This window comes from Pseudoalteromonas sp. S558 (assembly GCF_005886635.1).
In the GTDB taxonomy this organism is placed as follows: Bacteria; Pseudomonadota; Gammaproteobacteria; order Enterobacterales; family Alteromonadaceae; genus Pseudoalteromonas; species Pseudoalteromonas aliena.
This window is the reverse complement of the sequence record NZ_PNDU01000145.1, coordinates 1-10960: the sequence shown is the minus strand read 5'-3', so window position 1 is coordinate 10960 and position 10960 is coordinate 1. Positions and strand designations below refer to the sequence as shown.

The following is a 10960-nucleotide window of genomic DNA, read 5'->3' as shown; positions in this document are numbered from 1 at the left end:
ATGGAGGTTTTATCACGTTTTTATTCGTGTTTATATTTAAATTTATTTTCTCTAGTCAGAGATTTTCAGTGAAAACAAGGCGAATTTACGCGTCAATAGCGGGCCTATTGCAAGTAAATTCAACGCAGTTAGCGCTGAAAATGGCTGATCGAGATAGATTTCTTATCCTAAGTTCAGGTTACCTTGATCATATCCTCAGTGACTACATCAGCATCACTTTATCATTTTTTAGTGTACTAAAAATATTTAGATACTCTCAATTTTGCACCTTAGCGTAGCTATGTTCACATTTATCTCAAATGTATTGAAGTACAAACGTGCTTGAGTGATGGTGTATGCTCAAATAATTCGGAGTCATATTTATGCTTAGCACAGGTATTAAAATTACGAGTAAAATTTTGCAGCACAGCACGTTAGCTGTTGTATGTTCTTTTAGTCTGATGGTAAATGCGTCAGAGCTTAAATTTGAGGATCAACAAAAGCTTCATGATATAGCAAACAATGTATCTGCTAGTCGCATTGGTCATGATATTCAAACACTGGTGAATTTTGGTACTCGTCATACACTTTCAGATACTAAATCTGATACTCGAGGTATTGGTGCGGCTAGACGTTGGATAAAAAAAGAATTTGAAAAAATATCAGCACAATGTGGCGGTTGTCTTGAAGTTATTGAAGTAAAAGATACTATTTCGGGTGAAAAACGCATTCCGAATCCTGTTGAAGTTGTAAACATAGTCGCTATTCAACGCGGTATTAGCGAGCCAAACCGTATGGTGATGATGTCGGGAGACATAGATTCACGTGTTAGTAACGTTATGGATTTTACCAGTGACTCGCCTGGTGCTAACGATAACGCTTCTGGTGTAGCGGGCGTTATAGAAGCGGCTCGTGTTTTAAGTAAGTACAAATTTAATGGTTCGGTAGTTTACGCAGCACTTTCGGGCGAAGAGCAAGGTTTGTTTGGCGGTAAAATATTAACGGCTTATGCGCAAAAGCATAACTGGCAAGTACATGGTGTTTTAAACAACGATATGATTGGTAATATTACCGGTATTAATGGCGTAACCGATAACACGACGGCCCGTATATTCTCTGAAGGAACACGTGTTGTAGAAACTAAAAAGCAAGCTAACACTCGCCGTTTTACGGGGGGGGAAGTTGATTCTGCGAGTCGTAATTTAGCGCGCTACATAGATACTATTGCCGATAAATACATCCCAAATTTAAACACGATACTCGTTTATCGATTAGATAGATTTGGCCGTGGTGGGCATCATCGTCCATTTAACGATGCAGGGTTTGCGGCGGTGCGTATTATGGAAACTAACGAACACTACGACCGTCAGCATCAAGATTTGCGAACTGAAGATGGGGTTGAGTATGGGGATACAATTGAAGGCGTTGATTTTGATTACACCGCAAAGTTAACATCACTCAATGCCGTTGCTATGGCCTCAATGGCATGGGCACCTGCACCGCCAAAAGAGGTTGAAATAAAGGGAGCCGTGACAGCGAATACGTCATTTTCTTGGCAAGAAACCAGTGATGAAAATATTGCCGGTTATAAAATTTATTGGCGTTATACCAGCGAGCCGCAATGGCAGTTTAGTAAATATGTTGGCAAGGTTTCACAGTACACACTTAAAAACGTAGTGATTGATAATTATTACTTTGGAGTTGCGTCTGTAAATAAACAAGGGATTGAGTCGCCAGTGGTGTTTCCCGGTGATGTAGGCTCGTTTGATCACAATATAAAATTGTAGCTTGGTTGAAAATGCAGCAAACAGTAGGTTCAGTGGTGCAAATTGCGTTTTTTATGCTTGCACCTTAAATGCTAAGCCCTTAGAGTATAAAAAAAGAAGTTAAGGTTATTAAAAATGCAACAACAAGAAAGAAAACAGTTAACAAATGAAGAGCAAGCTTTTACAGATCAACAACGTGTGGTTTGGCAACGTGAATGTTTTCAAAGCGCGCAAAAGCATTTAGCAGAAAAAGGCATTATGCCGAAGTCTGTAGTTGATAAAGATAGTCGCTTCTTAGCCCCTTTGTGCGCATTGTGGAAGTTTAAAGCACAAAACGGTAAAGCATATTGGGTAGTTACAGGGCGTTTACCAACAGATCATGCTGAAGTGAGTGTTGCAAATAATGCGCGAGATGCTATGCGTTATTTTTCAATGCAATGGCAATTAAAAGCAGACCAAATAATGAGTGTCGGCACACGCGATAAAACGCAAATTGATTTTGCTAATCTACTGATAAACCGTGCACATGGTTTATATGAGATATACGAAAAAGAGCAGCTTTGGGCTAATGAGCAAAAGTCATCGTAAAGTTAGATAATAAATATATTTTAAACACCTACTTTCTATCCGTACGCCTCTGAGTAGTTCATTAAAAGGCAATTAAATTGCCTTTTAATGAACTAGTGTAAATGGTTTAGTTACAAAATTTGATACATCGCATTGCATTCTCAGCCTCGGTATACCTGCTTCCATAAATACATTACCTTGCTTTATAAAACCATTTTGGTTAAAAAGTGGTACCTCGTTTAAAATGCAATTAATACAAATAGTATGTATATTTTGGTGCTCAGCAATTTTAACAATAAAATTTAGAAGCGACTGGTATACATCTCGGTTACGGTGCCCAGGAAGTACAGCTATACGGCTAATAAGACCATCGCTACATAATCTTCCAGTTGCTATACCTCTGTCATATTCGTCGGTCACAAGTACATGTTGAGCAATTTGGTCTAGGCTATCGAATTCTACTTTTTTGGGGATATGTAACTCGTACACAAAAACGCGTTCCCTTATATGCTGTAACAAATTCTTATGTATGTTCCAATCTACTTCGTTAACTTGATAGCCCATAGCAAACTCCTATTAGAGCAATTAACCCTGTTCGATATTAAACCAAATTCCCTCATTAACCAGTATAGTAAATGTTTGCATAAAAACTAGGCTTGGCTTTATTAAATTTAATGCTGAACTTTTAAACTCAGTGTTATCGGTAAGTAGTTCTACCGCTGCTAAGTCAGTTAATGACATGGCGTAATTTTCACCATTGACGCTTAGTAGTAATTCATCATCTAATAGTTGATAAATAGCACGCGTGCCACCTAAGCGCTCAAACACAGCTTCTTCATCACTTAAATCATCGCTTATTTGCTCTGATGTAAATGGTGGCTCTATCGGCGCTAAATCCATTTCATGTCTAGGTTGGCTAAGTGTTGAGCCCAACCATTGTTTAAATAACTCATCGTTTTCTAGCAGTGAAGCCATGAGCGTTTTAACTTTATCAACCTCAAGGTTTGTAAGTTCACCTTTTGACTTCCTCAGTGCTAGATTGTGATCGGTATAGCGTTTTTGGCCGCTTTCGGTATCAATAATATGATCGGCAAAACTTGAAAGTAAATCTTGTTGATTAGGCGCTCTAAAACCAACTGAATAATTTAAGGCATTTTCTACTGCGTAACCTTCGTGAGGGCAGCCTGGTGGAATATATAAAATGTCGCCAGGCTCTAAAATGCAGTCAATGACCGCTTCAAAAGCTTCTACTTGCAGTAGCTTTTTGTTTTGAGCGAACTGCTTAAGTGTAGGATCGGGTAAACCTACGCGCCAATGGCGCTTACCTTCACCTTGAATAATAAAGACATCGTACTGATCTAAATGCGGACCAACGCCACCGCTAGGTGTTGAATAGCTGATCATTAAATCATCGATGCGCCAATTAGGAATAAACCTAAATGGTTCGAGCAGTTGTGCAGCATCTGGATGCCAGTGATCAACCGCTTGTACAAGTAAAGTTGAATGTGTGTCTGTTAGTTGTTCAAAGTCTTCAAATGGACCTTGATGCGTTTGCCAGTCATTTTTATTATTTGTGATAATACGTGATTCTATACTTTCTTCCATAGCTAAACCGGCAAGTTCATTAGCATCAAGCGGGTCTTGAAAATGACTAAACCCTTGTTTGATTAAAAGTGGCTTTTTTTGCCAAAAATCATTCAGAAATTCTTGTTCAGATAAGTTGTTAATTACTAATTGATACATACTTTTTACTCAAAAAAAAGTGGTACGTTTAAATAAGAGAAAGTTAAATTTAACTTAGTCACGCTATATTCGCACTAATATATCAAATAAAACAAAGCTATTCAGCTTAAAACCAGAGTTACCATAGTTCAATCATTTAATCACAAAAATTATCCAACGGTATTATGCTTTTGATTAAATATTACTGGAGAGAATTTAAAATCTAGATCTAGATCAATAAATGTTCACAAAAGTTAAGTATTTGTTATTTATATTTGTTACTCACTTTATTTATATTTACCCTGCACACCCCAAGTAATTTAATCCACACATTAATTATATCAAGGCAAATTATGGAATGCTTAAAACGGACAAAGGATATTACACCAATTACAACCCCTTCTTTTGAAATTATAGTTAATCAAAAAGCGGTTGAAGTGAGTGGCGGTGAAACTATTTTATCAGTGCTGCTAGCAACAGAACACACCGAATTAATGGCCAATGATCATCGAGTTATATCTGGTGCTTATTGTGGTATGGGAGTATGTCATTGCTGTCATGTTAAAGTTAATCAACGCTTTAAGAAAAGAGCATGTCAGACAATAGTACAGCCTAATATGGTAGTTGAAACATTAACAAATCGATTTTTAGAGGAGGGGATAAAATGAGTAATTCATCATACCCAGTTGTTATTGTTGGCGGCGGTCCTGCAGGTACCGCTGCGGCTGCTCAATTAGGAAAATTTGGCATTAAAAGTGAGATAATCGAAGAGGCTTCAAAAATAGGAGGGGTTATCTATCGTGGTCCTTTACGTAATACACTTTCTTTACCCCATCTAGATGATAATTTAAAAAGAGCTATGTCGGCTTTACAAACGCGTTATGAAAGTCAGCATGCTAATATTAAATTAAAATTAGACACGCGAGTATTAGGGCCTGAAGCTAACAGTAAGTTATTGTTAAATAAGGATGATGCACTCGATATTATTGCTTATCAAGAGCTGATATTAGCAACGGGTTGCCATGAAAGAAGTATCCCTTTTGGAGGTTGGGAGTTGCCAGGCGTGATGTTGATGGGAGGCGTACAATTACAAATTAAAAGTGGTTTAGTAAAACCTGGTAGTCGTATGGCACTTGTTGGTACTGGACCTTTACTACCGCTTGTTGCTTGTCAGTTACATAAATCAGGTGTTGAGGTGGTTGGTGTTTATGAGGCCAGTCAATTTAGTAAACTGGCTAAAGAAGCCGTTGCTCTATTAAACAAACCAAAGCTGACGCTATCAGGTTTGAGTATGATGGGTTATTTGAAAAAACAAAATATACCATTTCATTATGGGTGGGGTGTGGTTAAGGCGAAAGGGAAGCAAAAATTAAATCAACTTATTGTTGCTCCTTATAATGAACAATGGCAAGCAGATACCCACAAATCTAAAACTATTGATGTTGATTCTATTGGCGTTGGCTATGGTTTTGTAGCGCGTAGCCAGTTAGCTATGTTACTGGGTGTTGAGCATAGCTACAGTAATGTTAGTGGCAATGTTCCCGAGCTAGATAAGTGGCAGCACAGTAACATTAATAACGTGTATGTCGCAGGGGATAGCAGTGGTTTACTTGGCGCTGATGCGGCTATTTGTGAAGGTCAAATTGCTGCGATCCGGATTGCACAAAATCGTGGTAAGTTAACAGCTGAACAAGCGACTCAACTAGCAAGTAAAATAATTAAAAAGCTAGATCGCATCAAACGTTTTCGATATGGATTTGATCGTTTCTCAACAAGGCAAGTTGGCTTGATGGATTTAGCTGAGGTTGACACTATTGTTTGTCGTTGTGAACAAACTACACGTGGACAAATTGATATTGCTATTGCTCAAGGAGTAAAAGATATAACAAGTTTGAAGATGCGGACTCGGATTGGTATGGGAGATTGCCAAGGTAAAACCTGCTCTAGTTATGCAATAGATAGGCTACACCAAGCTGGCTATACAGAAAATGTTGGCGTGATAAAACCTCGCTTTCCACTTGATCCAATTCCTTTTGCTATGTTGGAAGAACACATATGAAAAAATTTGATATTGTAATTGCCGGTGGCGGCGTTATTGGTGCTGCATGCGCTTATTTTTTAAGCCGAGATACAGATTTAAAAATTGCTTTGATTGATATTAAGAAACCCGGCAATGCTTCGCGAGCATCTGCTGGTGGCCTATGGGCAATTGGTGAGTCAGTTGGACTTGGATGCGGCGTTATATTCTTTAAAACGTTATCTAAGTTGCAAAGTGAAGCTAATGGTAAAGAAATTCCTGTCATGCGACCTCATCAGTTACCTGATTGTTTTTTTGAGTTTGCATTAACATCAAATGATATGTATCCCGCTCTGCATCAAGAAATGTTAGATCGTCATGGCGTTGATTTTAAATTTGAACGCACAGGCTTGAAATTTATCATGTATAACGAAGATGACAGAATTTATGCTGATCAGATCACCAGCGGTATTCCTCATCTGGCAGATCAAATTAGGTGGTTAGATGCTGAACAGTTAAAAGAAGAAGAGCCTTATATAACACCTGATGCTATTGGTGCCATCGATTTTATTTGTGATCATCAAGTAAATCCTTACCGCTTGGTTGATGCATATACGGAAAGCGCACGTCAAAACGGTGTTGAGCTAGTACTCAATACAGAAGTAACATCTGTGATTCGAGAAGGAAGTCGAGTTATGGGAGTTGAAACAACATTGGGTAGTTTTCAATGTGATACTTTGATCAATGCAGCTGGTGCTTGGGCTGATGAATTATTTCATAAAGCCACTGGATACAATATGCCTGTTTATCCTGTTAAAGGACAAATTGTGTTGTCTGAACGTATGCCTAAGATTCTTAATGGCTGTATCAGTACCAGTGATTGTTATATTGCGCAAAAAGACAATGGCGAGATATTGATCGGTTCAACGACCGAAGAGAAGGGGTTTGATACGACGAATACACTAGATAAGATAACGGAGCTTTCACAAGGAGCAATGAAATGTTTACCTATCTTAAAAGAAAGTAATATTAAACGTTGTTGGGCAGGGTTACGCCCTGGTACGCCAGATGAGCTACCCATTTTAGGTGAAGTGCCTGGAATTGAAGGGTATTTAAATGCATGTGGACATTTTAGAACGGGTATTTTAACTTCGGCTATTACTGGAAAATTAATAACTGAACTAGTGAAAGGTCAGCCAACTAGCTTGGATTTGACTCCATTTAGTGTTGTGCGTTTTTTAGAGGGCTAAACGATAGGATCAAAAAAGCGAAAGAAAACCTTTCGCTTTTTTATACTGATTAGCTATTAAACTAAATCATCAATAAACTCAACAGCACGACCAATATAGTTAGCCGGTGTTAATTTTTTCATTGCTATTTTTGCATCTTCAGGAAGGTCTAAACCATCGATGAAGTCAGCCATTATTTCTTTGTTAACTCGTTTACCGCGCGTTAAATCTTTAAGTTTTTCGTACGGCTTTTCAATGCCGTATTTACGCATAACTGTTTGAATTGGCTCTGCGAGTAATTCCCAGTTTTGATCAAGCTCGTCAGCTAAACGCTGTTCGTTCACTTCTAGCTTGCTTACGCCTTTAAGTGTTGATTGGTATGCAATAATTGCATAACCCATACCTACGCCTAGGTTACGTAATACGGTTGAATCAGTAAGGTCACGCTGCCAGCGAGAAACCGGGAGCTTTTGTGCAAGGTGAGCAAAAATAGCATTTGCTAAGCCTAAGTTACCTTCTGAGTTTTCAAAATCAATCGGATTAACTTTATGCGGCATTGTTGATGAGCCAATTTCGCCAGCAATTGTTTTTTGCTTAAAGTGATTAAGGGCAATGTAACCCCACATGTCACGGTCAAAATCGAGCAATATAGTGTTAAAACGTGCAATTGCGTCAAACAACTCTGCAATATAGTCATGCGGTTCAATTTGTGTCGTAAATGGGTTTAGTGTTAAACCTAAGCTTGATACAAATTTATCAGCGTGTGTATGCCAGTCGTAATCTGGGTATGCGCTAAGGTGAGCGTTGTAGTTACCAACAGCACCGTTAACTTTACCTAGCATTTCTACTTGAGCAATTTGCCCGCGTTGACGTTTTAAACGCATGTATACGTTAGCAAACTCTTTACCCATAGTAGATGGTGTAGCAGGTTGTCCGTGCGTACGAGTCATCATTGGGATAGATTTGTACTCAATCGCTTTTTCTTTAATTGCGCTTAAAAGTTCATCGCAATAAGGAAGTAAAACATTGTTGCGCGCTTCGCTAAGCATTAAACCATGAGATAGGTTATTAATATCTTCTGAGGTACAAGCAAAGTGAATAAATTCGTTGATTGCATGAAGTTCACTGTTATCGGCTACTTTTTCTTTTAGTAGGTATTCAACCGCTTTAACATCGTGATTTGTCGTGCGTTCAATATCTTTAACGCGCTGTGCATCAGCTTCACTGAAGTTATCTACAATGGCGTTTAGTAGTGCATTAGCTTGTTCGCTAAATGCAGGTACTTCTTTAATATCGCTTGCTGCAGCTAACGCTTGCAACCAACGCACTTCAACAATTACGCGGTATTTGATTAAGCCAAATTCGCTGAAAATACTGCGTAGTTCAGTGGTTTTGCTGCCGTAGCGACCATCCACTGGAGAGATAGCCGTTAACGCTGAAAGCTCCATAATAACTCCTAAATTTTAGTTTGAACGATAGTTAAATTTTTGTTTTAGCAATGGCGAGTATTTTTCTTTTTGCAAAGAAAAAGTGACGGCGTTTACCGCCCATTTGTCGCCATAATACTGCACTTCTAATGCCGGCTAATAATAACGCACGGATTTTATTTTGAGTGAGCTGCTGTTTTAATAACTCGGGTTTACCATAAACCTGTATTCGGTGCCCAAGGGGGCTCAGCACCGACGAGTATATATCTGCTAAACCGGCAACAACGCTCTCATCGGTAATAGCAAAGTGGTCTAAACGACGATGAATATCATCAATTCGTTTGCCTAATTCGTTTAAGCTTTTGTCGTTTGCGCTTAGTGCACGCTCAAGCTGCATTAAGCCACCTACGTACTTCACTATTTCAACATCTTTTTGAGCGCCAGCAGTTAGCTGCGCCATTAATGTTTTATAGCCATCACGTAAGTTGTCAGTACCTTGGTAAACGTCCTCTGGTGATGCCGGAGATGTTTGAATAATACTTGTAAGCAAGATTTCTAAATCATGTTCGTTATTGCTGCCGTACTGGGCAATTTTTTGAACTTGTTTAGCTACTTGGCACATGGCGGCAAGCGCCATGACTTGGTGTTCATTCATTACTTAATCACCGAATCAATAATACCACCGCCTAAACACACATCTTCTGCATAAAATACGGCAGATTGACCAGGCGTCACTGCTTTTTGTGGCTCGTCGAATAATACGCGTGCCATGCCGTCTTCGCCGACAAGCAATGTACAGCTTAAATCTTCTTGGCGGTAACGTGTTTTAACAGTACAGCGAGTAGTACCTTTAGGACCAACGCGGTCGACCCAATGTAATTGATTTGCGTTAAGGCCGTTGCTGTATAGGCGAGGGTGATCTTTACCTTGGCCAACAATAAGTACATTTCGCTCAAGGTCTTTATCTACTACGTACCAAGGCTCACCAGAACCTTCTTTCATACCACCAATTAACAAGCCTTTGCGTTGTCCAAGTGTGTGGTACATTAAGCCTTCGTGTTCGCCTACGTTATTACCGTCTGTGTCTTCGATAACGCCAGGTTGTGCTGGTAAGAACTTTTGTAAAAAGTCTTTAAATTTACGCTCACCAATAAAGCAGATACCTGTGCTGTCTTTTTTATCGTGAGTGATTAAGTCTTGCTCTTCAGCTATGCGGCGCACTTCTGGTTTTTCTATATCGCCTACAGGGAATAACGTTTGGCCGATATGTTCATGGCTTAGGGTATATAAGAAGTAGCTTTGATCTTTATTATTATCAAGCCCGCGACACATAACGTATTTGTCATCGCGAAGCTCACGGCGAACATAGTGACCGGTTGCAATATAGTCAGCGCCAAGTGCTTGAGCCGCAAATTCTAAAAAGGCTTTAAATTTAATTTCTTTATTACACATTATATCTGGGTTAGGTGTACGACCTGCTTTGTACTCTGCTAAAAAGTACTCAAATACGTTGTCCCAGTATTCTGCTGCAAAGTTAACAGTGTGAAGCTCAATGCCTAATTTATCGCATACGGCTTGTGCATCTTTTAAATCATCAGCGGCAGCACAGTATTCATCATTGTCGTCTTCTTCCCAGTTCTTCATAAACAGGCCTTCTACTTGGTAGCCCTGTTGTTGTAATAAATATGCAGATACAGAAGAATCAACACCGCCGGACATGCCAACAATGACTTTAATGTGACTATTTTCGCTCATGAATAATTTCGCTTATACAGATTGCTGTTAACTTGGAAAGGCCGCGATTATAGCATGTATTTTGTTTGTCCTTAAAGAGAGTAAAGGGGCAAAGGAAGGAATTAGTCACTATTTTATTTATATAACAAATAGAAAAAGAAACTTAGAAAGTATAAAAAACAATCCTTTTGTTTTAATTAGGTTTTTATATTGCTAACTATGTTATGAGTATGGGTGAATTTTGTTATATTTTTTCAGTGATTTAGTATTATTTTCTTTCAAATACTCGGCAGTAAATATAAACTGCGCCCGGACGAGGGCGTGTTGACCTTTCGTGATTGATTTTGCAGCAGACTGTTTGGTATTTGGACAAGGCAGAGCCTATGTAGTGTGGTATCCCCCATAAATAGGCGATAACGCAGCATAAATGCCAAACATGCGCTGCCCTTTGGGTTCTTTCTAGGGACGATTAACTCTTTGTTGCTCGGTTTTTACTTAGCCCACTAGGTTACAAACCTC

The 10960-nt window shown here is 39.0% G+C and carries 10 protein-coding genes; 5 read left to right on the top strand and 5 right to left on the bottom strand.

What is annotated here, in order from left to right; genetic code table 11:
- Positions 1-440: 440 nt before the first annotated feature.
- Complete coding sequence (locus CWB66_RS11480; protein ID WP_425595700.1) at positions 441-1766, top strand: M28 family metallopeptidase; 1326 nt, start codon at positions 441-443, stop codon at positions 1764-1766.
- A gap of 114 nt (positions 1767-1880) precedes the next feature.
- Entirely contained in the window at positions 1881-2333 is a 453-nt protein-coding gene (locus CWB66_RS11475) for a DUF4826 family protein (protein WP_077537760.1), read from the top strand.
- An 84-nt stretch (positions 2334-2417) separates the two neighbouring features.
- On the opposite strand, the gene CWB66_RS11470 is transcribed toward CWB66_RS11475, so the two are convergent.
- Both CWB66_RS11470 and CWB66_RS11465 read right to left on the bottom strand, forming a co-directional pair.
- Positions 2418-2876, bottom strand: coding sequence for a GNAT family N-acetyltransferase (locus CWB66_RS11470; protein WP_138585474.1), 459 nt, complete (start codon positions 2874-2876; stop codon positions 2418-2420).
- Between the two features lie 21 nt (positions 2877-2897).
- Positions 2898-4055: a ribosomal protein uL16 3-hydroxylase gene (locus CWB66_RS11465; RefSeq protein ID WP_077537762.1), complete on the bottom strand. Its 1158-nt coding sequence runs from the start codon at positions 4053-4055 to the stop codon at positions 2898-2900.
- A 332-nt stretch (positions 4056-4387) separates the two neighbouring features.
- Here CWB66_RS11465 and CWB66_RS11460 point away from each other — a divergent pair, with 332 nt between their 5' ends.
- The 3 genes from CWB66_RS11460 to CWB66_RS11450 are packed head-to-tail and all read left to right on the top strand — an operon-like array spanning position 4388 to position 7301.
- Positions 4388-4702 carry a 2Fe-2S iron-sulfur cluster-binding protein gene (locus CWB66_RS11460; protein WP_077537763.1) on the top strand — a complete coding sequence of 105 codons (315 nt, stop codon included), beginning with the start codon at positions 4388-4390 and terminating at the stop codon, positions 4700-4702.
- Complete coding sequence (locus tag CWB66_RS11455; protein WP_077537764.1) at positions 4699-6093, top strand: FAD/NAD(P)-dependent oxidoreductase; 1395 nt, start codon at positions 4699-4701, stop codon at positions 6091-6093. Before CWB66_RS11460 ends, CWB66_RS11455 begins: the two co-directional genes overlap by 4 nt.
- Entirely contained in the window at positions 6090-7301 is a 1212-nt protein-coding gene (locus tag CWB66_RS11450; protein WP_077537765.1) for an NAD(P)/FAD-dependent oxidoreductase, read from the top strand. Before CWB66_RS11455 ends, CWB66_RS11450 begins: the two co-directional genes overlap by 4 nt.
- Before the next feature lie 56 nt (positions 7302-7357).
- On the opposite strand, the gene purB is transcribed toward CWB66_RS11450, so the two are convergent.
- The 3 genes from purB to mnmA are packed head-to-tail and all read right to left on the bottom strand — an operon-like array spanning position 7358 to position 10462.
- Entirely contained in the window at positions 7358-8728 is a 1371-nt protein-coding gene (gene purB, locus CWB66_RS11445; protein WP_138585473.1) for an adenylosuccinate lyase, read from the bottom strand.
- Between the two features lie 31 nt (positions 8729-8759).
- Positions 8760-9362, bottom strand: coding sequence for a high frequency lysogenization protein HflD (gene hflD, locus CWB66_RS11440; protein ID WP_077537767.1), 603 nt, complete (start codon positions 9360-9362; stop codon positions 8760-8762).
- Positions 9362-10462: a tRNA 2-thiouridine(34) synthase MnmA gene (gene mnmA, locus CWB66_RS11435; RefSeq protein ID WP_138585472.1), complete on the bottom strand. Its 1101-nt coding sequence runs from the start codon at positions 10460-10462 to the stop codon at positions 9362-9364. Before mnmA ends, hflD begins: the two co-directional genes overlap by 1 nt.
- Positions 10463-10960: the final 498 nt, after the last annotated feature.

Excerpts from the sequence above, each read along its gene's own strand:
- purB (WP_138585473.1), bottom strand. The coding sequence starts at position 8,728 with ATGGAGCTTTCAGCGTTAACGGCTATCTCTCCAGTGGATGGTCGCTAC.
- CWB66_RS11455 (WP_077537764.1), top strand. The coding sequence starts at position 4,699 with ATGAGTAATTCATCATACCCAGTTGTTATTGTTGGCGGCGGTCCTGCA.
- mnmA (WP_138585472.1), bottom strand. The coding sequence starts at position 10,462 with ATGAGCGAAAATAGTCACATTAAAGTCATTGTTGGCATGTCCGGCGGT.
- CWB66_RS11480 (WP_425595700.1), top strand. The coding sequence starts at position 441 with ATGGTAAATGCGTCAGAGCTTAAATTTGAGGATCAACAAAAGCTTCAT.
- CWB66_RS11470 (WP_138585474.1), bottom strand. The coding sequence starts at position 2,876 with ATGGGCTATCAAGTTAACGAAGTAGATTGGAACATACATAAGAATTTG.
- CWB66_RS11460 (WP_077537763.1), top strand. The coding sequence starts at position 4,388 with ATGGAATGCTTAAAACGGACAAAGGATATTACACCAATTACAACCCCT.
- hflD (WP_077537767.1), bottom strand. The coding sequence starts at position 9,362 with ATGAATGAACACCAAGTCATGGCGCTTGCCGCCATGTGCCAAGTAGCT.
- CWB66_RS11475 (WP_077537760.1), top strand. The coding sequence starts at position 1,881 with ATGCAACAACAAGAAAGAAAACAGTTAACAAATGAAGAGCAAGCTTTT.
- CWB66_RS11465 (WP_077537762.1), bottom strand. The coding sequence starts at position 4,055 with ATGTATCAATTAGTAATTAACAACTTATCTGAACAAGAATTTCTGAAT.
- CWB66_RS11450 (WP_077537765.1), top strand. The coding sequence starts at position 6,090 with ATGAAAAAATTTGATATTGTAATTGCCGGTGGCGGCGTTATTGGTGCT.